The sequence below is a fragment of the Streptomyces griseocarneus genome, from assembly GCF_014655595.1.
GTDB lineage: Bacteria > Actinomycetota > Actinomycetes > Streptomycetales > Streptomycetaceae > Streptomyces > Streptomyces griseocarneus.
The window spans coordinates 15324-35266 of sequence record NZ_BNBL01000023.1 but is presented as its reverse complement, the minus strand read 5'-3'; the positions used below and the strand labels follow the sequence as shown (position 1 = coordinate 35266).

General features: G+C 67.5%; 20 protein-coding genes and 2 pseudogenes. 7 read left to right on the top strand and 15 right to left on the bottom strand.

Going from position 1 to position 19943, the window contains the following annotated elements; genetic code table 11:
- Nucleotides 1-82: 82 nt before the first annotated feature.
- Both IE295_RS32785 and IE295_RS32780 read right to left on the bottom strand, forming a co-directional pair.
- On the bottom strand, nucleotides 83-391 hold the full coding sequence (locus tag IE295_RS32785; RefSeq protein WP_190067452.1) for a hypothetical protein: 309 nt from the start codon (nucleotides 389-391) through the stop codon (nucleotides 83-85).
- 173 nt (nucleotides 392-564) lie between these two features.
- On the bottom strand, nucleotides 565-870 hold the full coding sequence (locus IE295_RS32780) for a peptidase inhibitor family I36 protein (RefSeq protein WP_190067451.1): 306 nt from the start codon (nucleotides 868-870) through the stop codon (nucleotides 565-567).
- Nucleotides 871-1347: 477 nt separating this feature from the next.
- On the opposite strand from IE295_RS32780, the gene IE295_RS32775 reads away from it, so the two are divergent.
- The gene (locus IE295_RS32775) at nucleotides 1348-1545 is read left to right on the top strand and encodes a hypothetical protein (RefSeq protein ID WP_224323654.1); all 198 of its coding nucleotides are present in this window, start codon (nucleotides 1348-1350) and stop codon (nucleotides 1543-1545) included.
- A 145-nt stretch (nucleotides 1546-1690) separates the two neighbouring features.
- Nucleotides 1691-2749, top strand: coding sequence for a hypothetical protein (locus IE295_RS32770; RefSeq protein ID WP_190067450.1), 1059 nt, complete (start codon nucleotides 1691-1693; stop codon nucleotides 2747-2749).
- Between the two features lie 98 nt (nucleotides 2750-2847).
- Here IE295_RS32770 and IE295_RS32765 read toward each other — a convergent pair whose 3' ends face one another.
- Nucleotides 2848-3411: a hypothetical protein gene (locus tag IE295_RS32765; RefSeq protein ID WP_224323655.1), complete on the bottom strand. Its 564-nt coding sequence runs from the start codon at nucleotides 3409-3411 to the stop codon at nucleotides 2848-2850.
- Nucleotides 3412-3489: 78 nt separating this feature from the next.
- On the opposite strand from IE295_RS32765, the gene IE295_RS32760 reads away from it, so the two are divergent.
- The 3 genes from IE295_RS32760 to IE295_RS32750 all read left to right on the top strand — a co-directional run bounded on the left by IE295_RS32760 (nucleotide 3490) and on the right by IE295_RS32750 (nucleotide 5955).
- A complete protein-coding gene (locus tag IE295_RS32760; RefSeq protein WP_190067449.1) occupies nucleotides 3490-3930 on the top strand; it encodes a hypothetical protein in 441 nt (146 codons plus the stop codon).
- Between the two features lie 29 nt (nucleotides 3931-3959).
- On the top strand, nucleotides 3960-5525 hold the full coding sequence (locus IE295_RS32755; protein ID WP_190067448.1) for a pentapeptide repeat-containing protein: 1566 nt from the start codon (nucleotides 3960-3962) through the stop codon (nucleotides 5523-5525).
- Nucleotides 5526-5790: 265 nt separating this feature from the next.
- A complete protein-coding gene (locus tag IE295_RS32750; protein ID WP_190067447.1) occupies nucleotides 5791-5955 on the top strand; it encodes a hypothetical protein in 165 nt (54 codons plus the stop codon).
- A 42-nt stretch (nucleotides 5956-5997) separates the two neighbouring features.
- Here the strand turns inward: IE295_RS32750 and IE295_RS32745 are convergent, their stop codons facing one another.
- The 8 genes from IE295_RS32745 to IE295_RS32710 all read right to left on the bottom strand — a co-directional run bounded on the left by IE295_RS32745 (nucleotide 5998) and on the right by IE295_RS32710 (nucleotide 12239).
- Nucleotides 5998-6876, bottom strand: a complete 879-nt coding sequence (locus tag IE295_RS32745) for an oxygenase MpaB family protein (RefSeq protein WP_190067446.1) — start codon at nucleotides 6874-6876, stop codon at nucleotides 5998-6000.
- A gap of 9 nt (nucleotides 6877-6885) precedes the next feature.
- Nucleotides 6886-7821: a squalene/phytoene synthase family protein gene (locus IE295_RS32740; RefSeq protein WP_190067445.1), complete on the bottom strand. Its 936-nt coding sequence runs from the start codon at nucleotides 7819-7821 to the stop codon at nucleotides 6886-6888.
- Nucleotides 7818-8666, bottom strand: a complete 849-nt coding sequence (gene uppS / locus IE295_RS32735; RefSeq protein ID WP_224323656.1) for a polyprenyl diphosphate synthase — start codon at nucleotides 8664-8666, stop codon at nucleotides 7818-7820. Before uppS ends, IE295_RS32740 begins: the two co-directional genes overlap by 4 nt.
- 844 nt (nucleotides 8667-9510) lie before the next feature.
- Nucleotides 9511-9693, bottom strand: coding sequence for a hypothetical protein (locus IE295_RS32730; RefSeq protein WP_190067443.1), 183 nt, complete (start codon nucleotides 9691-9693; stop codon nucleotides 9511-9513).
- A gap of 128 nt (nucleotides 9694-9821) precedes the next feature.
- Nucleotides 9822-10067: a ubiquitin-like protein gene (locus IE295_RS32725; protein ID WP_190067442.1), complete on the bottom strand. Its 246-nt coding sequence runs from the start codon at nucleotides 10065-10067 to the stop codon at nucleotides 9822-9824.
- Nucleotides 10068-10281: 214 nt separating this feature from the next.
- On the bottom strand, nucleotides 10282-11061 hold the full coding sequence (gene istB / locus IE295_RS32720) for an IS21-like element helper ATPase IstB (protein ID WP_190067463.1): 780 nt from the start codon (nucleotides 11059-11061) through the stop codon (nucleotides 10282-10284).
- An 85-nt stretch (nucleotides 11062-11146) separates the two neighbouring features.
- Entirely contained in the window at nucleotides 11147-11398 is a 252-nt protein-coding gene (locus tag IE295_RS32715; protein ID WP_190067441.1) for a hypothetical protein, read from the bottom strand.
- 70 nt (nucleotides 11399-11468) lie between these two features.
- Nucleotides 11469-12239 carry a transposase gene (locus IE295_RS32710; protein ID WP_086569672.1) on the bottom strand — a complete coding sequence of 257 codons (771 nt, stop codon included), beginning with the start codon at nucleotides 12237-12239 and terminating at the stop codon, nucleotides 11469-11471.
- Between the two features lie 261 nt (nucleotides 12240-12500).
- Between IE295_RS32710 and IE295_RS32705 the strand changes: the two genes are divergently transcribed.
- Nucleotides 12501-14171 (top strand): ISAzo13 family transposase, encoded by a 1671-nt coding sequence (locus IE295_RS32705; protein ID WP_190067440.1) that lies wholly within the window; start codon nucleotides 12501-12503, stop codon nucleotides 14169-14171.
- Nucleotides 14172-14401: 230 nt separating this feature from the next.
- Here the strand turns inward: IE295_RS32705 and IE295_RS32700 are convergent, their stop codons facing one another.
- Complete coding sequence (locus IE295_RS32700) at nucleotides 14402-15412, bottom strand: hypothetical protein (RefSeq protein WP_190067439.1); 1011 nt, start codon at nucleotides 15410-15412, stop codon at nucleotides 14402-14404.
- 151 nt (nucleotides 15413-15563) lie between these two features.
- On the opposite strand from IE295_RS32700, the pseudogene IE295_RS32695 reads away from it, so the two are divergent.
- Nucleotides 15564-16267 (top strand): annotated as a pseudogene (locus tag IE295_RS32695) (IS5 family transposase); the annotation flags it as partial.
- Between the two features lie 98 nt (nucleotides 16268-16365).
- On the opposite strand, the pseudogene IE295_RS32690 reads toward IE295_RS32695, so the two are convergent.
- From IE295_RS32690 to IE295_RS32680, 3 genes and pseudogenes are all read right to left on the bottom strand, one after another.
- A pseudogene (locus IE295_RS32690) lies at nucleotides 16366-17061 on the bottom strand (DNA polymerase III subunit beta family protein); the annotation flags it as partial.
- A gap of 129 nt (nucleotides 17062-17190) precedes the next feature.
- Complete coding sequence (locus IE295_RS32685; RefSeq protein ID WP_224323661.1) at nucleotides 17191-18288, bottom strand: serine/threonine-protein kinase; 1098 nt, start codon at nucleotides 18286-18288, stop codon at nucleotides 17191-17193.
- On the bottom strand, nucleotides 18288-19862 hold the full coding sequence (locus IE295_RS32680) for a serine/threonine-protein kinase (protein WP_224323662.1): 1575 nt from the start codon (nucleotides 19860-19862) through the stop codon (nucleotides 18288-18290). Before IE295_RS32680 ends, IE295_RS32685 begins: the two co-directional genes overlap by 1 nt.
- Nucleotides 19863-19943 lie beyond the last annotated feature (81 nt).

Here is a 19943-nt window from a genome sequence, read left to right as displayed (position 1 = left end):
ACGGAGGCTACCGCCGAGGGACTGGCCGTGGTACCAGTCGGGCGCCGTCGGATGAATGCCGAACCCGGCGGCACTCCTCTGCCTACCGAGGGCGGGTGACGGCCTCAAGACCCTTCCAGCCGTGGCCGAGTCCTCGTCGTCGTGTCTTCCGGCCCGGCTCCTTGGCCGTCAGGGCGGCGACCTGCTGCGCGGCCTTGGGGCTCATGCCGGCGGTGACGTGTCCGGAGTCCAGGGTGCGGGCGTAGGTGCTCGGCCCGTACGCGGCGAGTGCTTCGCCGAGGGCGGCGGCAGCGGTGGCCGCTGGCCCGGTGCCCCACTCCGCTTCCCGCGCTGCGGCCTGCGGGCGCTGTTCGTCGGGCTGGGCCAGCAGGACGGCCAGGGCCTGGGCCAATGCCCGCCCTGAGCCACATGCACTCGGGGCGGGCTTTTCCAATCCCGGGCTACGCGCGCGATCTCGCCCGTACCGCCGGCCTACTGTCGTGTATCAGAGCCGGCCACGTCAGCATGGCTTTTCGGGCAGCAGCTGGACGACACCGACCGCCCGATAGGGCTGCCCGTCCGCAGTCAACGGTTACACCGGAAGTCGCTGCTCGGCAGGAGCGACTTGTACGGGTGGAAGGTCGTCGACACCTTCCGGCCCGGCTTCACCACTGCTGCGACGACGCCTGCGTAGCCGGTCTTGTACCACAGGCACCATGTCTCGCTGGTGCGGTTCCACACTGACCAGCCGCCCCGCCTGAGGCCCTGCTCGGCCACGTTCCGGCTGCCCTTGGTGTAGGACGCCATCGGCCCTTCGTACTGCCCTCGTCCCCACAGGCAGAAGTGCTCCACGTAGCAGGGTTCGACCGCCTTCGGCTTCGGTGCTGCCACGGCTGACGGAGAGGCAGCTAACGCGAGTGCGGCAGCGGCGAGGGCGGCCTTGCGGAGCAGAGAGGGTACGGACACGAAGCCTCCAGAGGTCCAGTTGGCGATGTAGCGCCGATAGTCCCGGACGGTTGCAGGTACGCCTAGCCCCTCCAGGGTGAATTAGGTGCGCCCCGTGTTGACTTCCCCTGGGTCGGCGTGCGTCAGGGAGATGCCACCGGCGTAGCCCTCGTCGGATACGACCGCCACAGCCACCGACATCCGGTACTGGAAGCCTGCGCCATGGATGACGAAAGTACATGTCAGATACCTGCAGACCACCAGCCGGCGGTCCCCGTCCAACCGGGCCCTGCACCGCTGCGGAAGCCACCCGCCGACTCCCTCGCCGACGCATGGAGCTTCACCCCGGCGCCAGCCGCCGACCCGGCCGGCACCCCGGCGACGTCGCCCGCAGACCCAGCCGCAGTCGACGACGACCAGGCGGTGGGACTGCGCCAGGCCCACGAACACCACCTGCCCGGCATCACCCTCGCCGCCCTGCGCTACGCCCGCGCCAACGACCCGTCCTTCCCTGGCTCGGTCGGCAAGCGCGGTGCCGAACTCCTCTACCGCGTCGGCGGCCTCAAGCGCTGGGCCCGCAACCGGCCCCGTGGCGCGGCCGGCACTACCGACGTTGGTTGACCCATCTCTGGCCTGACCCCGCCCGGCCCACGAGGGGGTGTCCGCCTGCACGGTGGGCGTCCCCTCGGACGTGCCGGGAAACGGGAGGCTCGTTGTCGGACCCGCTCCGTACTCTTGGCTGAGGTACCTGAGACAGGAGGGCAACGTGGCCCGCAGCGGAATCAACAAGCGTGAGATCGACAAGTGGGCAAGGAACCTCGTCAAGGAGACCAACAAGAGCCTGGAGCGGGCTCAACGACGGAACCCTCCTCGCGTCTCCGCACAGATCGAAGCCACCTCCAGCGTGGTACCTGGCGGTGAGATGACCGAAAGTAACGGCTATCTGGCCCGGCTTTTGCTGTGGCTGGACGGCCGCGCGAAGCAGAACCCTGCGGGGTACATCGACGTCGCCGCCTTCCCCGAAGAACTCCAGCTGGAGTACGAGGACCCGGCCATCCTGGCTCTCCAGCTCGAACAGCACGACCTGGTGCAGATCCTTCGCGCCATGGGGCCCAGGACCCATGTCCGTCTCACTGACGCTGGCCGCGTCGCCGTGCGTCAGCTGAAGGACCTGCAGAAGGACCGTGCCGCCCGGATCCGGCACACGATGGACGCCTTGCTGCGGTGGCTCTTCGACACCGCCAGCGACCAGACACCCATCAACCCGGCCCTGTTCCTTGCGACCCCCGGCTCCTACTTCGCCGGAACCGAGATCAGCGGGACCGATTTGCACCAGGCGCTCGCCTACCTGGCAGAGCACAACCTCATCGACCACATCGACACCGACCCGGCCACGGTCGCCATCACACCCCAGGGCACCCGCTGCGCCCTGGCAGGAGGAAGCGTGCAAGACCACGTCAACCAGCCCCACCCCGGCACCACGTACAACAACTACATGCCGAACGCCAAGGGCGTCATCATCGGCGAGCAGCAGCACTTCACCCAGAACAACGCCGACGGCGTCGACCCCACTCTGTTCGCCCAGCTCGCCGGGTACATTGGCCAGGTCAGCACAACCCTGGGCATGTCCGAGACGGACCGCGTGGAGCTGGAGCGCGTCGCCCAGGACCTCCACGCCGAGGCGACCTCCGAGAACCCCGAGCCGGGCCGTCTGCGCCAGTTCGCCACCCAGCTCAAGGACAAGCTCCTGGAGGCCGGAACCACCATCGCGGCCACGATGGGCGTACAGATGGCCGACCAGGCCCTCGCCGCGCTGATGCAGTAGCTCGTCCAGCAACACCACGGGCCCCGGGGGATCACCTTGAGATCCCCCGGGGCCCGCTTGCCGAGAGCGCCGTGCTCAGCGACGTTGCGACCGCGACGTCACGCGGGGGCCGGCTGCGGCACTTCGAGGGCCTCGGTGACCTTGCGGGCCATGGCGGCCATCTGGGGCGGAAGGTAGCTGTGCAGGGCGTCGACGTCGTCGCAGAGCTTGGCGCGCAACCCGTGCAGGCACGCTTCGGTGAGCAGCTGCTGCGGGTCGTCCTCGGGCGTCAGCGCGCCCTTGGCATGCTGCCGGCTCCACACATACCCCACGCGCGCCTCGTGGTCGTCAGTGCCGGGAGCGGGGTCGCCCAGCATCCCGGCGAGCTCCTGCCGGTCTGACTCCCGGGGCCCGGCTGCCCGGCTGCGCTGCTGCCTGGTCTGTAGGTACGACTCCAGGGTGCCCAGAGACATGCCGGTGCGTTGGCAGTACGCAGCGATCAGCATGGAGGCCATGTTCATCGTGTCGGCCGTGTCCGTGGCCCGGTACAGCGTCATCCGTTTCCACGTGTGCGCTTGGTCGGGCTCGGTGTAGCGCAGCACCTCCTGGCAGCTCATGACCGCCTCGGCGACGAGCTGGTGGACCGCCCGGCGCAGCGGCTCGGGCATCGGGGTGTCTTCCATGGCCGCACGCTAGGGCTCACAAAAGGCCAAAAGGGAAGCGACAAGCCGCCCGTTCCGCCACATTGGTCACTACGGACGGTGCGACATCCAGGCGGCGGCCGCCCGGACCGCACGGTCGCGGGCGAGAAGGGAGCGGCGGCGATGGACCCGCGGCGCGGGGACTACCAGACGCAGGCGCGCTACTTCGCGCCCCTCACCGTACTGGACAGCGAGATCCTCAGCGAGCGGCAGGAGGAACTGGCACGGGCGGTGCCCGAGGTCATGCTGCTGGCGGGCCTGCCGCCGTACAACGTTGAGGCGGCCACGGACGGGGAGGAGGCCGGCGTGGCCGTGACGCCGGAGGACCGGCGGGCGCTGCGGGTGCTGTGGCACCAGGACGCGACCGCCGCCACTCACCTGCCCATGGAGCTGCGTGACGCCCAGCAGGCCGCGATGCACCAAGTGCTGGTAGACGCCGCCGATGCCGCTCACTTGGTTCGGGTGCTGCTTGAACGGCCTGATGGAGGGGGGAGTAACTAACCGTCCCCGCGCTCGATCGTTCTTGGGGTATGACGCCCCCGAGCACCAAAGCGCCCGATTGGCCGCACTGCGGCTACGGCGCCACTGACGAGGACCGGGTCGGCTGCCGCGGCATCTGCGTCCCCCGTCGCCCCCGCTGCCTGGCCGACCTGGACGAGAGCGACCGTAACGACTATCTGAGGAGCCTGACCCCCGGCGCTGACATCGACCACCGCGGGACCATCTTCACCAAACAGCTCCTCCAGAAACTCCTCGACCCCCTGCGCGACCCCACCACAAACAACCCCCGCTTCGGCCTCGCCAAGTTCTCCCAGGCGCAGTTCTACGACGACGCGTCGTTCGACGGGGCGCAGTTCCACGGCGCCTGGTTCGGCGGGGCGCAGTTCTTCGGCAACGCGTCGTTCTACAAGGCGCAGTTTGCCGTGATGCCGTGGTTCGGGCCGGTGGTGTGTAAGGGGACGGTCAATCTGTCCGGTGCGGTGTTCGAAGCGCCAGTGACGCTGGAAATCGCGGCTAGGAAAGTGCATTTTGTGAGGACTCGGTGGGAGGCGACGACGACGGTACGCCTGCGCTATGCCACCACGGACCTCAGGGACGCGGTGCTTACCTCCCCCGTAGCGGTCACCTCCCATCCCTCCCTCTTCAAAACCAGAGGGGGTATGGAGGTGAAAGAGGACCTGCTGGCAGACGCCAAGGACGAGGGCCAGGGCCAGGACAAGGACGAGGGCCAGGACAAGGACAAGGACAAGGACAAGGACAAGGACAAGGACAGGGCGCGGGTGGTCTCGGTGCGCGGGGTGGACGCCGCGCACCTGGTCCTGGCCGACCTCGACCTGACCGACTGTGTGTTCTCCGGGGCTTTTCACCTCGATCAGCTCAGGCTGGAAGGCCGCTGCACCTTCGCCAGCGTCCCGTCCGGCACGCACTGGCGGCGCTGGCACCCCGTACGGTTCACGAAGCGCCACACCCTCGCCGAAGAACGCCACTGGCGCGCGAAACAGCCGGCAGCTGTCCCAGGATGGGACGCGTCGACGGTGGCCGGACCCGTCGAGCCGGCGCAGCTGGCGCCGACGTACCGGGCGCTGCGCAAGGCGTTCGAGGACAGCAAGAACGAGCCCGGCGCCGCCGATTTCTACTACGGCGAGATGGAGATGCGCCGTCACGACCGCACCGACACCACCCCTGTCGAACACGTGCTGTTGCATGGCTATTGGATGCTGTCCGGCTATGGTCTGCGCGCTATCCGAGCTCTGGGCTGGCTGGCTGCCGCCATACTGGTCACCATCGTGCTGCTGATGCTCTTCGGGCTCCCTCAAAACTCCCCGAAGCAGGAAGCGACCGGCACCGTGCCGCCCGGCGGAGGCAAGGTCACTTTCGAGATCGACAAGACTGAACTGCAAAATCCCACGGAGGACCAGTTCACGTGCAAGCGCTTCGAGAAGGCCCTGAACGTCACCCTTAACTCGGTCGTGTTCCGCTCCTCCGGCCAAGACCTCACCACCGCCGGCACGTACATCGAAATGGCATCCCGCGTGACCGAGCCCATCCTTCTGGGCCTGGCGGTCCTGGCCGTCCGTAGCCGCGTCAAACGCTGATGGGCAGTCCCCCGCGGCTCCCGTACCAGGGAACTCAACAAGACGCCGCAGCCACCGGACACTGACGTCACCGGTGCGCCGAAACCGCCATGAGCTTCCGCAGGGAAGATTTCAGTGCCCAGACCACAGCCACGCTCACTGAAATCTTTCCTGCAGCCCGACAAAGAGCATGGCTTTCCCCGGGAGAATGATGTCGCTGAGTTTCGAGAGAGGCTGGGTGCTTGCTTCGGGACCATGGTTGTGCTCTGCATGACGAGGGGGCGGGTTGCTGCCGAAGTCCAAGGTCGATCTGTACGCGGCGATCCGCCGTGATGCCGTCAGGGCCGCGCGAGAGCGTCACACAGTGAAGCGGATTTTCGAGCGGCTGCAGGATGAGCACCGCGCGGACGAGATCTCGTATCAGATGGTCCGCGCCGGAGGCGGGCGCTGAGCTCACCGGCTACTTACTCCGGGGTACAACGGGCGGTGTCGGTCACGGACGCGCCATTGGTGCGTTGGCGGTGTCGGCTTGTCGGCGGGCTTTTGCTGCGGCGGGCAGGTAGCGGTAGCGGCTGGGGAGGAGGCGGTCGATGCGGGCGGTGCGGGCGAAGAACCGGCTGGTTCGCCGGGTGTCGGTACCGGTCGAGGCGAGACCCAGTCGGTCGAGATAGGCCGGGGGCAGGGTGGGGACGGTGACCCGGACCGCATAGCGTGCGATGGGCGGCCAGGCGACTCGCCACAGCAGGGCGGGCGCCAAGGGCGGTGGCGGAACGCCGGGCAGGGCAGGGCCCAGAAGGTCACGGACGACCGTGTTGTCCTGCAATTGCTGCTCGACGGTGTTGTGGAAGTAGGTCCAGAACGCGTCCGGGGTGTCCGGAAGGTGCGTTTCAGCGACGCCCAGGAGTGTGCCGACGGCCTTCCACTCCTGGTACATGTCCTGTTGCTCGTCGGCGGAGAGCGGGTTGCTGGTGAGTTCGGCGAAGGCGACCACGGCTTCGAAGAGGGTGGCGTGGACCCAGGCGTACGCCTGGGGGTCCAGGGCCCGGTAGGGACGGCCTTGGTGGTCGGTGCCGCGGATGCGCGCGTGCAGGGCTCGCAGCCGGCGGCCCTCGGCAGCGGCCTCGGCCGGCGTGCCGTAGACGAAGCGCAGGGTTGAGGCGAGGGTGCGGGTGAACCGCGGGAAGAAGTCGTCGCGGAAGTCGGAGTGCTCGGCGACGCCGGCACCGACGACGGGGTGGGCGGTCTGCAGAACCAGGGCGCGCAGGCCCACGCTCAGAGTGGCCCACCGGCCCATGCGTTCCCAGGTGACCGAGCCGGGACCGGGCAGGTCGGGGTGGGCGGTGGCCGCTGTGGAGCGGGATGGTGTTGTCATGGCGCGCCGTCAGGCAGGGACAGGGGTGCGGGCGGAGGCCAGTAGGCGCAGGCAGGTGAGCGGGTCGTCGCGCACTGGGGTGCGGGCGATGGTCACCCCGCGATCGACGACCTGGTTCAGGCGGTGGTGGTACAGGCCGATCAGGCAGCGGACGGAGGGGGCGAACTCAGGGGGGACCTCGTCGAACATGCGGCTCGCCCTCTCCAGGGCTTCCCGGGCGGCGCGCACATGGGCCGTCAGCAACGCGCGTAGGCCCGGCGTATCGACGCCCAGGGCGAGTTCACGGCGGGTGACGCCGTGCCGGTTCAGGTCGGCTGTCGGGAGCGTCATGCGCCCTTCGCGCAGGTCGTCGGCCATGTCGAAGAGGTTGTCGGTGCGCTGGATTCCGTCGGAGAGTACCCGGCAGGTCTGGGCGAAGTCGTGGTCCGGTACCTGGTGGGGGATCAGGCCGGAGGTGATCATGGCACCGGGCCAGGTGACCGCGTCGACGTATGCCTGATAGTCGGCTTCAGTGGTGAATCCGGTGAAGCCGATGTCGATGTGCATGCCTTCCAGTTGGTCGAGAGCCCATTGCGGGGACAGCCCGCAGGTTTGCGCGGTGTGCAGGTAGGCCCGCAGCATCGGATGCCGGGGGCGTTTGCCCTCTACCGCTTCGCGCACCTGGGCCGACCAGGTGGTCAGGTTACGGGTCTTCCGGTCAGCAGGGGCCCGGTCGTAGACGTCGTCGTTGAAGTGGATCAGTGCGCCGCCCGCGATGAAGTGCGCCTGGTAGTGGGCTGGGGCGGTTGCCCGGATGGCGAGCCAGCCCGTTGTCTCACGGCGGCGCATGTACCGCGCGATGGTCGTGTAGTCGGCCCGCAGTCGCGGGTCGTGCACGCCGGCCAGGTCCAGGCAGCGGCTCCACCGGGTAAGGGCGCTTGCCCAGCCTGCGGCGGGGGCGTTCATGACGCGCCTGCCGATCCGGTCAGGAGTCCGCGCTGCACTGTCGCGGGCTTGGTGACCGCGCCGAAGCGGCGCTGGCGCCGGTGGTACAGGGCAACGGCCTCGTCCAGGTGCTCGGCGCGGAAGTCTGGCCACAGCACATCCAGGAAGACGAGTTCCGCGTAGGCGGCCTGCCACAGCATGAAGTTCGACAGGCGGTGCTCCCCGGAAGTGCGCACCAGCAGGTCGATGTCGGGCAGGTCGGGGTACTGCATGTGGGCCGCCAGCGCGTCCTCGGTGACCTGTTCAGGTGCCAGACCTGCCTCGACGACGGAGCGGGCGGCCCGCGCCAGGTCCCGGCGCCCGCCGTGGTCGAAGGCCATCGTCAGTGTCATCTCGGTGTTGTCGCGGGTGAGGCCCTCGACGTAGGCGATGTCCTCACGCACGAAGGCGGGGATCCGCTCGTCCTCGTTGCCGAGGTAGCGCATGCGGATGCCCAGCCTGTGCCAGGGGGCGGCGTTGTTGCGGATGACCCGCTGGTTGAACTGCATCAGGAAGTCGACCTCGCCCTGCGGGCGGTTCCAGTTCTCGGTGGAGAACGCGAACAGGGTCAGCCACGCCACCCCGCTCTCGCGAGCGGCCAGCACGGCAGCGACGATTGCCTCCTCGCCAGCCGAGTGCCCGTCGATGCGCTCCAGCCGCCGGCGGTCGGCCCACCGCCCGTTGCCGTCCATGATCAACGCAATGTGCTGCGGCGGGAAGTCCACGGTCTGCTCCTCGAAACCTAAGTGCTTCAGTTCGTACCGCCAGCGGAACGTACGCCACGGCACCGAGAGCCCGAAGAGACACCGAGCCCCTTCATCGGCCAAGGCCGGTCCTCGTCGATCTGCCTGGCCTGCACGACGAAGAGTCATCGAGACCTCGCCGAACACACACGGCATGCCCCACAAGAAGGGGAGCGAAGTCCCCGGCCTCGACCAGCTGAGACATTTCCATGATCACGCGGGAGAACCCCGCTGCATAGATCGAGACCGGGATCAGCACTACTTCGAGCGAACGATCAGACGGGAGTTCGCCTCGCTGCCCTGTCTCTGGGCCAGGAAAACGCCACCGTCAACGAGAAAGAAGGGGCCACCGGAACCTAAAGATGCTCTCAAAACTCAGTGACATTTCCACCCGGCTAGATAAACATCCGCTGCCGAAACTCGGCATCAAACGCTTTCCGGCATCACCTACGAAGCCACGCAGGTCGATGACCACTTGGTCGTCCATGGGCGTGATTTCGGCAGGGTGGACGAGAGCCAGTCGAGCAGCGGGAATGGGAGCCAGATTGCTCCGTACGTGTCTCGGATGAACACCGTCACAAGTCCATGATCGGCAATGTGAATGGGAGCCGCCTCTATCGGGTGACAACATCGGACGCCGGGGTGAGCGGGGAGTGTCCGCGGGGCTTTTCGGGTGTGAGCGAGTAAGTTTGCTGGTCCCCGGGCTCTGCTATCTCGTGTCCCTGACAGGCGCGGGTCAGCAGAGCCCGGCCCCGTCCGCTGTGCGCCGTCACACTGTCGGAAATCTTGAGAACTGCCGGGACGGGGGCTTACTTATGTCGGCCTTCGCGGCCTTGTCAGGCAGGGGTTTGCGCTATCAGTGGCCCCAGGCACCGGCTGGATGCTGGCCACGAAGGGGGCTGTCCTCGGCACGTGCCGGTGGGGACGATCAGATCGAGCTGGATCTGATCGACAGAAGCGCCGTTGGCCGGCGCCGCGGCACGGTGTGCAGCATGTCGTCGGTGAGTGACTGCCGGATGTTCTCCCGCCCGCTCTCTGCCACCGTGGCGAAGAACGCGATCAGCAGCCAGCCGTGCCCGCTGCTGCGGAGCGGCCCCTCCGCCTTTGCCATGCCCGAGCCGTAAAGTGCTACTCGACGCCCCGGCAGTTTTGGCTCACTGCTATGTCGGATGTCTATCGTGCTGAAGGCCCGCCTCTGGCGGGCCTTCAGACGTGGGGCGGCTACAGTCTGCTGCAGCGTCAACCGCCAGCCTGTTCCGCCATCACGTCGATGGAGTCCCCGTCTTTCATCTCCAGTTCGGCAGGGGTGATACTGGGGCTCACCTGCGTCCCGTCGTACAGGAAACGGGCCATGTCCATGGCGGTCCCTGTTTTTTTACAGTAAGCCTCCATGACCTTCCTGAGCTGCGCGGTATTCTCGATCTTGAACTGAATCTCATCACCGCTACCGCTAACAACCTTGATGTTGATCTGCCCATCCTTCACCGAACTGCCTCTCCGCCGTCTGCCTGGGGTGCCTCCACCATTGTGGCGGGCCTAGCTGACCAAGTCCCAGCGAAACGCGAACCGACCGCTGTCGACCCTGACGAGGCTCTACGTCCGCAAGGGGCAGACCGATTCAGCCCAGGACCTGCTGAGCCAGCTCGGCCGAAATCGAGCTGAGCCACGAGACGTTCCACACCCTCCAGCCAGCGTCAGGTCAACGCTTCGCGCGGGCTTTGCGTTCGGCCTCGGTGGCCTGGAACCGGTAGGACTCGGTCCCGGTCTGGATGAGCGTGCAGCGGAAGGTGATGCGGTCGGCGATGGCCGCGCAGAGCCGTGGGTCGGCGAAGATCTTGTCCCACTCGGCGAACGGCGAGTTGGTCGCGACCGCGGTGGCCTTGCATTCCTCGCGTTCGGTGAAGATCTGGAACAGCAGCCGGGCACCCTTCTTGTCCAGGTTTAGGTAGCCGAACTCGTCCAGGCAGAGCAGGTCCACTTTGCTGTAGCGGGCGATCACGGAGGACAGCCGGCGTGCGGCATCCGCCTCGGCGAGCTCGTTGACCAGCGCCGATGTGGTGATGTAGCGGACGGACAGGCCGGCCTCTGCGACCGCGGTGCCCACCCCGATCAGCAGGTGGGACTTGCCGGTGCCGGAGTCGCCGATCAGCACCAGGGGCCGGCCTTCGCGGACCCAGGAGGCCGTCTTCAGGTCACCGATCGTCTCGGGCGGCACGTTGGGGTTGCGGGTGTAGTCGAAGTCCTCCAGGCGCTTGGGGCGGGGGAATTTCGCCGCGCGGACCAGCCGCTGCTGACGGCGGACGTCACGGTCGGCGACGTCGATCTGCAGGAGGTCCAGCAGGAACTGCTTGTAGGATCCCTGCTCCCGCCGTGCGGTAGCCGCGACCTCGACGAACCGTTCACGGAAGGCGGGCAGCCGCAGGTCCCGGCAGGCTTCGTCGATCAGTGCGTCCTCCGGATCGATCTCGGGCAGCGGCATCCGCCTCGGCGGAACGTCGGTGCCCGTCTTGCTGGGGCTCATGCGGTGGTGCCCTTCCTGTTTCTCGTGGGGGTGGCGACCGGCGTCACCAGCCGGTCGTACTTGTCATGTCCGGCAGCGCCGGGCGGGGATCGGGCGGCAGCCGCCGGGCATGCAAAGAGATCACCTTCGCCCCCGTTTCCGGCAGTTCGTCCAGCTCGCCGAGGCTGTTCTCGTCGTCCTCATCGACGCCGGACCTGGTGTCGACGGGTGTCTCCAGGCCGTTCTCGATCGCCTTGCGGGCCTCGATGGCCACCAGGTCGGTGCTGACCGCGCCGATCCGCAGCACGGTCTCCACGCTCGTTATCTAAATGGTGTCCCGTAAGGGGCTTTGAGGGCAGGCTGGCTCGGTTGGTGTGCCGCCTGGCTCAGCCTGCCAGAGCGAGGTTGTGTATCCGGGCGATGCCGAGTGCGGCCTGGTGGACGCCGTCGCCGCGCAGGCGGCAGTCGCGGAGGATCTTGTAGGTCTTCATCCTCGAGAAGGCGTGTTCGACGCGGGCCCGGGCCCGGCGATGGACGGTGTTCTCCGCTTCCTGCTCAGGAGTCAGAGGCCGGTTCGGGCGGGGCCAGTGCGGAATGAGCGCGGCCGTACCGCGGTAGCCACCGTCACCCAGGAGTGGCGCGTTCTTCACCGCCTGGTCCACGCCGGACTCCCCGTAGGCCCGGGCGTCATGCCGATTGCCGGGCAACGGGCGGCCCACCGCGACCACCAGACGACTGTTCGCATCGATGATGACCTGCAGGTTTGTCGAATAGCGGTAGTTCTTCGAGGACGCTGCCACGCTCCGGTCGCGGGTTGGGACCAGGGTTCCGTCCACGATCAGCACCGTATCCGCCGGGTGCCGGCGACGGACCGGGGCCAGGGCAAGGAGCGGAGCGATGTGGTCGATGACCCGGTCGGCGGTCGACTTCGAGACCCCGAACAGCGGGCCCAGCTGCCGCATCGTGAGGTTCGTCCGCCAATACGCGGCCACCAGCAGCACCCGGTCCTCCAGCGGCAGCCCCCACGGCCGGCCACCCGTCGGGACACCGCCGCCACGGCGACGCACGAGACCCACCAGCCTGCGGAACTGCCGCTCACCCAGACCCGCGAACAGCCCTACCCACCCCGGCTCCGACGCCACCACCACAGCACCCACACCAAGATCATCACATGCCTGACCAGGCCTTACGGGACACCATTTAGTGCTGCTGACTTTTTGTGCAGGTCAGACAGGTAGCCCGCAGTTAGGCACGTAAGGCACGACGTATCGGTGGGGGATCGCTCACATGTCCAGGAAGCGGTTCAATCGCACCTCTTCCTGGACCTTCGTTCGAGCGCATCACCGAAGCTGTTACGGTCGTAAGGGCGTGCAGATGATTAACGTGTTGCTTCCGTTGCGGGGGCTCGTTGTTGTGGTATGGGCATACCACAGGAGGTTCGGGAGCAACTGTCCGCGAAGTTCGGGGTGTTGTTCCCGCACTTGGACGAGCGGCAGCAGCGTCTGCTGATGGGGGCGGAGGCCCGGTTGCTGGGCCACGGCGGGATCCGGGCTGTCGCCCGGGCGGCCGGGAAGGGTGAGGCCACGGTCAGGAAAGGTGTGGACGAGCTGGAGGCCGGCGAAGCGCCTCTGGGCCGGGTTCGTCGGCCCGGCGGAGGCCGCAAGCCTTTGGTGGAAATGAACCCCGGCCTGCGGTCGGCACTGCTGGCCCTGGTCGAGCCGGACGAGCGTGGGGATCCGATGTCACCGTTGCGGTGGACGACAAAGTCGACCCGCAAACTCGCCGCCGAGCTCACCCGCCAAGGCCACACGGTCGGCGCTGACATCGTCGGGGATCTCCTGCGTGAGGAGGGCTTCAGTCTGCAGGCCAACGCCAAGACCATCGAGGGCAATCAGCACCCGGACCGGGACGCTCAGTTCCGTTACCTCAACGAGCAGGCCAGGCGGCACATCGACACTGGGCAACCGGTGATCAGCGTCGACACCAAGAAGAAAGAGCTGGTCGGCGACTACAAGAACAACGGCCGCCAGTGGCGGCCGGCCGGTGAGCCGGCCAAGGTCAAAACACATGACTTCCTGGACCGGCAGGGGTCCGGCAAGGCGATCCCGTACGGAATCTACGACGTGAGCGCGAACACCGGCTGGGTCAGCGTCGGCACCGATCACGACACCGCTGCCTTCGCCGTCGCCTCCATCAGTCGCTGGTGGCAGGCCCGCGGCCGACACGACTACCCCCGGGCCACTGAGCTGTTGATCACTGCCGACGCCGGGGGATCCAACGGATACCGCACCCGGGCCTGGAAGACCGAGCTCTCCGCCCTCGCGGCCAGGACCGGGCTGGAGATCACTGTCTGCCACCTGCCGCCGGGCACCTCGAAGTGGAACAAGATCGAGCACCGGCTCTTCTCCCACATCACAATGAACTGGCGCGGGAGGCCTCTGACCAGCCATGAAGTCATTCTGAAGAGCATTGCCGCGACCACGACCGCAACCGGGCTGACCGTCCACGCCGAACTCGACACCGGCACCTACCCCACCGGGGTCACGGTGACCGATGCACAGATCGACGCGCTGGCCATGACCCGGCACCGATTCCACGGCGACTGGAACTACACCGTCCATCCCACGGCCACCTCACCCAGGCCGCACGGGCGTCCCGGACCGGAAGATGGACCAGCAGCATCGTCGGGCCTGCCCATCCTTCTGCGGAACCCCCAGCTGACCGGCATGCCTGAGCATCAACTCGAGGCCCTGACCCGGGAACTGGCCGAACCGCTGGAAGCTCACCGTGAAACCAACCGCCACCGCCAGCGCGGCGGAGCCCGTCTTCGGGCCGCCGGGGCCGGCGCGAAAGACACACTCACCCCTACGGACCGGGTCCTGGCCACCGTCCCTTACCTGCGGAAACTCTGCACCCAAGACCTCCTCGCCGAACTCTTCGGCATGAACAGGAGCACGATCACTCGCGCGATCCAGGAAGTCCGGCACCTGCTTGACCAGCACGGACGCACCATTACCCCGTCGACAGCCAGGTTCCGCACTCCAGCCGACCTCCTGGCCTACCTCGCCTCGACAGACCCAAAGCCCTGACCATCGGCACCAAAGATCAAACCCGCGTGTTAATCATCTGCACGCCCTTAGGGGAGAACCACGTCGGTTGCGGTTCGCGCGCGAACGTCCGTGTCGGTGTCGATCGCCAACCCGTAGAGGCGTCGTAAACGCGGCCCGCGCTGTGCGGCCGAAGTCGCCCGAGACGGAGGCGGCTTCCCAACCGCGGCCCACCACTGCCCCATACCCGGGGGCCGATCAGTCGCTGCCGGTCACGATGGCCGGTTGGAACCGCCGGTGATCTGTTTGGGGGAGGGTGCCTCGGATGGGCCGCGCCAGAGGGCGGCCGTGAGCGCCTCGCCCCATGCCCTCTCGTCGGTCCCGAGGCCTGGTCGAGCCCAGGTGGCACAGTCGTAGAGGTCGTAGAGCAGGGCCCGGTGCACGTCGAACGTTGCGACGAGCAGCTCGGTGTAGTGGGCCGCCCTGGTGAGGAGGGATGAGTAGGCGAGAACGATGCCTGCCGCGGCGACAAGGAGGACCCAGGGACTGATCGGTGCCCAGACGGCGAGGAGCGCCGCCCACAGCCACCAGGCAGCGGCGGTGTCGAGTGCGGTCCGCGCGGCGCCCACTTCCTGGCGTGTTTGCTCTGGGAGAAGCAGCCACAGGGTCGGCCAGCAGTGCACAGCGTCGAGGCCGTACTTGTCGCGTACCTTGGTCTCCCCGGCGCGGAGGATGTTGCCCAGCCGGGTGGGCAGCAGGTGGCCGGGGTGTGTGGGATAAGCGGCCAGACGGTGTTCCGCATCGGGGAGCTCGTCCTCCACCTCGCGGAGTTCGCCCTTCTCCTCTGGGCTGAGAGGGTTCTCGCCTCCGCTCTCACGGGTGTTGAACACCTCACGCCGCCGCATCAGCTTCTGCCACCGATCGTTCAGCGCCTCCCATCGGCGGCGGTGGCGCGCGGTGAGCCGTCGCCTGGCTGGGGCCAGTGGCCACAAGCGGTTGGCTTGCAAGAGGTCGCCCTGCAGCAGGCGGAGGACGGCGGGTGTCAGTTGCTGGGCCATGACGCCGGACGCGGCCACGAGTAGCAGGATGACCGCGAGGCCCAGCAGTTGTGCCACGGACGACAACCGAGTGGCGCGGTGTACCCACCCGGCGAGGGTGGCTTGGCCGGAGATGATCGAGCAGGCGGCCCCCAGGGGCCAGAAGCCGAAGGCGGGGCTCATCAGCAGTGCTGCGGTGCGCTCGGACAGTCGTTCGGCTACTCCGGACCAGATGTTCGCGATCACGGCTGCGCCAGCGGGCGGGGGAGTAGCCTCACGGCGTGTGTGGGGCACAGGGGGATTAGCATGGCCTTGGATCTCTAACAACGGCTAACAGAATGAGGTTGGTTGTTGCTGGTGGCCGTGTCTGGCGGGTGGGTTGAGCGTTGTCCGGCTTGTGGGGGCATCGCCGTGGATCGTGTCGGATGAGCTGTGGGAGCGGATCGAGCCGCTGCTGCCGTGCAACGAGCGCCGGTTCCGGTATCCGGGCCGCAAGCGGCTACCGGACCGGGAGGTGCTGTGCGGGATCCTGTACGTGCTGCACACCGGGATCCAGTGGGAGTACCTGCCGAAGGACCTGGGCTTCGGCTCAGGCATGACCTGCTGGCGTCGGCTGCGGGACTGGAACGAGGCGGGAGTGTGGCAGCGGCTGCACGAGGTGCTGCTGGCCGGGTTGAACGCGGCGGCGAAGCTGGACTGGTCGCGCTGCGTGGTCGACTCTACCCACGTCAGGGCGCTAAAAGGGGGAGCCAGACGGGCCCGTCGCCGGTCGACCGGGGCCGGGCAGGCTCAAAACACCACTTGATCACCGACGGGCATGGCACCCCGTTTGCTGTCCTGCTGACCGGCGGCAACCGCAACGACGTCACTCAGCTCTTGCCGCTGCTCGACGCGATCCCGCCGGTCCGTGGCCGGGTCGGCCGTCCTCGCCGTAAGCCCGACTCGCTGTTCGCCGACCGCGGCTACGACCACGACATCTACCGCGACCAGGTCCGCGCTCGCGGCATCGTGCCGGCCATCGCCAGACGCGGAACCCGGAACGGCACTGGCCTGGGAACTTACCGGTGGGTGGTCGAGCGGACCTTTGCCTGGCTGCACGGCTTCCGACGCCTGCGGATCCGCCGGGAACGGCGGGCCGACATCCACGAGGCGTTCCTGAAAAACTCGCCTGCTGCCTCATCACTCACCGGCAACTCAGCTCATTGTGTTAGCCGTTGTAAGGCGGAGTGGTCGGACTTGATGGGCATGGCCAAGGTGGTGAGATCGCCACGATCGGCAGAGCGGATCGTGACGGGCTGGTCGTGTCCCTGTAGGTCGAGCAGTACGTCGGGGCCGATCGCCGTGCTCACGGCGGGATAGAGCGTGGTCAGCTCGAACCAGATCTGGAGGGCCCGGCCCGCCGCGGTGGCCGGGAGTGGGAAGTCGGGGCGCCCGTCGTCCGCTGACATGACGCTCACTCCGTGGTCAGCAACATGCAGCCCGATGCGCTCGCCGGGGTGCTCTTCCAGGGCTCGCAGGAGCAGATTCTTCGAGACGCTCGCACGAGTCGTGACCTCGCCCAATGACGCGAGCATCAGCCGATAGTCGGGAAACTCCTCGGGCAGCAACCGACAGTGCCGGTCCTCGCGGTCGGCGACGCGGAACCAGATCCCGTTCGAGACCGCCTCCAGTCGCACCAGCGGGCTGCGGCGGCTCGCCGCGACCGCAGCCCGCAGCTCGTCGCCATTGACCGTGCCGGCCCATGTCTGGCTCGGTGGTTCAGCCGGCACCAGGGTTCGAGCGGAGAGCCGGTATCGGTCCGTCGCGGTCAGGGTCACCCCCTCATGACCTGCCTCGATGCGCAGACCGGCGAGTACCGGCATCTCGGGCTCATACGCGGCCGCGGTCAGGACCTTCAGGCGCCGCCGACAGGCCGACATCCCGAAGACCTCCCTGCACTGCTACCTACAGGAGTAACTGCGACGACGATCCGCCGGCCGTGATGGTCGTCTGTTCGGGCTTCGCCGGCGGACCACCCAGCCGCGTCACCAGAGAACACCCTGTGCCGCGATGAAGATGACGATGACGATTGCGGCCAGGCCGCCGAGGGTCAGGCAGCCAAGGGCTACGAGGTTCGCCGAGAGGCTGCATGCTGCCCGCCATCCTCTCGGTGTCAGCCCGGCGATGCGACGTGCCGGCACCGCTGTCTGTGGAGCAGGTACGTCCGCACGCAGTGCATGCTGCCTGCGGAGTTCCCGCCCCTGCTGGTCATACGCGAATATGATCCTCGCCCAGGAGTTCGGGAGGCCGGGCAGAACCTGGCCGAGTGATGGGCCGGCGATTTCGGTCTCATCTGCCAACGCACGCACTTCGGCGCTCTGTGGGCGGTCTGCTGGGTCTGCTGCCAAGCATGCTCGGACCAGCCCGAGGAGCGGGTCGGGTACTCCGGAGAAGTTCACCGCACCGCGGGAGACGAGCGCCAACAACTGCACGGGGTCACCGGTCTGGGGGTAGGGCGGTCTGCCTGTGGCTACGGCGCACAGCGTGGTGCCGAGCGCGTAGATGTCACTCGCCGGCGTCGCCGGCATGCCGCGTGCCTGTTCTGGAGCGATATACGCGATAGTGCCGAGGGTCAGCCGGGTCTGGGTCAGGTCCGTGGCGTGCGAAATGCCGAAGTCGATGATCCGGATGCCGTCGGGTGTCAGAAGGAGGTTGTGCGGTTTGAGGTCGCGGTGGACTACCCCAGCGGCGTGCAGGCTTTCCAGTGCCGCTGCGCAGTTACGGGCGAGGCGGGCTACCGTGCCAGGGTCGGCGGGTCCGCCCCTGGCGGTGAGTTCGCCTAGAGAGGGAGCCGCGATGTACTCGGTTGCCAGCCATGGCCATGCTGCCCCCGGGTCGGCGGCAAGCACCCGAGCGGTGTGCCGTCCGGCCACCCGCTGGGCCACCGCGACCTCCCGTGCGAACCGTGCCCGGTCAGCCGTGCTGATGTCGTTCTCCACGAGCAGTGTCTTGACGGCGGCCAGCTCCGCTGTGCCGGCTCGGACTGCGAGGTACACCCGGCCCATCCCGCCCGATGACAGCCGGCCCACGAGGCGGTACGGGCCCAGGACAGCGGGATCGGACCGGTGCAGCGCGTGCGGCATCACACCGAGGTCAGGCACAGCAACCGTCCACGCTCGGTGAACTCGTACCGGACCTGGCTCTGTGCCGGGCAGCCGTCGGTGGCTGGGCCGTACGCCGCCACCCGCAGCACCGCATAACCTTGCGGAGCAGAGGCGGAACAGCTGACATTCGTGGCGAACATGTAAGCCCCCTTGAGGGGAACGACCCTCAGCGTGATGCCACTCACAGGCTCATCGCCGACAACGCACTCGCCCTGGGTGAACTGGCGCTCCAGGCAGAGGCTGATGATGCCCGCCGGACTCTGGCGAGTCCAGCGCACCGCCCCGTCCGTGCCCATGCAGCGCTCCGCGAGACGGCCCTTGCTTGTAGAGATCACCCGCCAGAGGGCCTCGGGTGAGGCACAGTTGACCGTTTCGGGCGTGGGAGCCATCCATACGCCGTCGGTGCTGAAGCCGGTGCTTACGCACGTGCCCGACGGCACAGCTGCGAAAGCACGGTCGGCCGAGTCAGGCTCCTTCGCCTGCTGTACCCGGTAGTAGCCGTATGCGAGTCCACCAGCCAGGAATAAGAGGATGCTGGCCATAATCAGCCTTACCGAGCGGACAATAATACGCCCGCCGCGACCATGCCTCATATCCGTGGGAGGCGTGGACTGAACCTGCGCCCCAGCAGCCGAGTCGCCTGCGGCGGACAGCACCTTGGTCCGCTCTTCGAGGATGCGGGTGTGCTCGTCTACACGGCCGGCGGCCAGCTCGCGGCCCTGGTGCGCATATTCCTCGATGATCCGGGCCCACGGTGCAGGCAGCCAACCGCTCGCATCCGGCGCTGTCGGCATCTCGGCCAGCTCGAAGGTGAAACGATCCAGTAAGTCGGTGACCCGTGGCCGGTCGTCAGGGGCGAGTGCCAGACATGCCCGTACGACGGGGACGAGTTCATCCGGGAGGCCTGCCAGGTCGACATTCGCCTCTGCCGCATATGTCAGCAGCAGCGGCATCTCGATGCCGGGCGGGTAGGGGGCGCGGCCGACGGCGAGATGGAAGAGCGTGGCACCGAGCGAGTACACGTCGGATGCAGCCGTCGACGGTTCACCTCGGGCTTGCTCAGGGGAGGTGAAGGCCATCGTGCCCAGAGTCAATTGCGTGCGCGTGAGATCACTGGCATGCGAGATCCCGAAGTCGATCAGCCGAGGACCACCCAGTGGCAGCAGCAGATTGTGCGGCTTCACATCCCTGTGCACAATGCCGTGCCGATGCAGCTCAGCCAGTGCTTCCAGCGTCCCGCGCGTCACCCAACGGGCAGCCGCCCCTGTCAACGGTCCGGCACGGCGCACCAGCTCTGTCAGAGAGGGAGCCGGAATATACTCCGTCGCCATCCACGGGCGAGGCGCATCCGGATCCGCGTCCAGCACCATCGCGGTGTGCACCCCCTCTGCCCGCCGGGCAACCTTCACCTCTCGTGCGAAACGCTTCCGGTCAGTGGCACTGATCTCGCCCTCCGCCAGCAAAGTCTTAACAGCAGCCAGCCCCCCGTCGCGAAGGGACCTTGCGAGAAAGACACGCCCCATTCCGCCCGACGCCAGCCTCCCCGCCAGCATGTACGACCCCAGGCATTCCGGATCACCTTCCTCCAAAGGCCTAATGCCTGCTCCACCGCCAGCACCAGCCCCGACTGCTGA

What these genes read in the sequence shown, in the direction of transcription:
- IE295_RS32730 (WP_190067443.1), bottom strand. Translation starts at nt 9,693, where the DNA reads ATGGCAAAGGCGGAGGGGCCGCTCCGCAGCAGCGGGCACGGCTGGCTG.
- IE295_RS32745 (WP_190067446.1), bottom strand. Translation starts at nt 6,876, where the DNA reads ATGACAACACCATCCCGCTCCACAGCGGCCACCGCCCACCCCGACCTG.
- IE295_RS32685 (WP_224323661.1), bottom strand. Translation starts at nt 18,288, where the DNA reads ATGCCGCACGCGCTGCACCGGTCCGATCCCGCTGTCCTGGGCCCGTAC.
- IE295_RS32740 (WP_190067445.1), bottom strand. Translation starts at nt 7,821, where the DNA reads ATGAACGCCCCCGCCGCAGGCTGGGCAAGCGCCCTTACCCGGTGGAGC.
- istB (WP_190067463.1), bottom strand. Translation starts at nt 11,061, where the DNA reads ATGCCGCTGCCCGAGATCGATCCGGAGGACGCACTGATCGACGAAGCC.
- IE295_RS32755 (WP_190067448.1), top strand. Translation starts at nt 3,960, where the DNA reads ATGACGCCCCCGAGCACCAAAGCGCCCGATTGGCCGCACTGCGGCTAC.
- IE295_RS32705 (WP_190067440.1), top strand. Translation starts at nt 12,501, where the DNA reads ATGGGCATACCACAGGAGGTTCGGGAGCAACTGTCCGCGAAGTTCGGG.
- IE295_RS32765 (WP_224323655.1), bottom strand. Translation starts at nt 3,411, where the DNA reads ATGGAAGACACCCCGATGCCCGAGCCGCTGCGCCGGGCGGTCCACCAG.
- IE295_RS32680 (WP_224323662.1), bottom strand. Translation starts at nt 19,862, where the DNA reads ATGCTGGCGGGGAGGCTGGCGTCGGGCGGAATGGGGCGTGTCTTTCTC.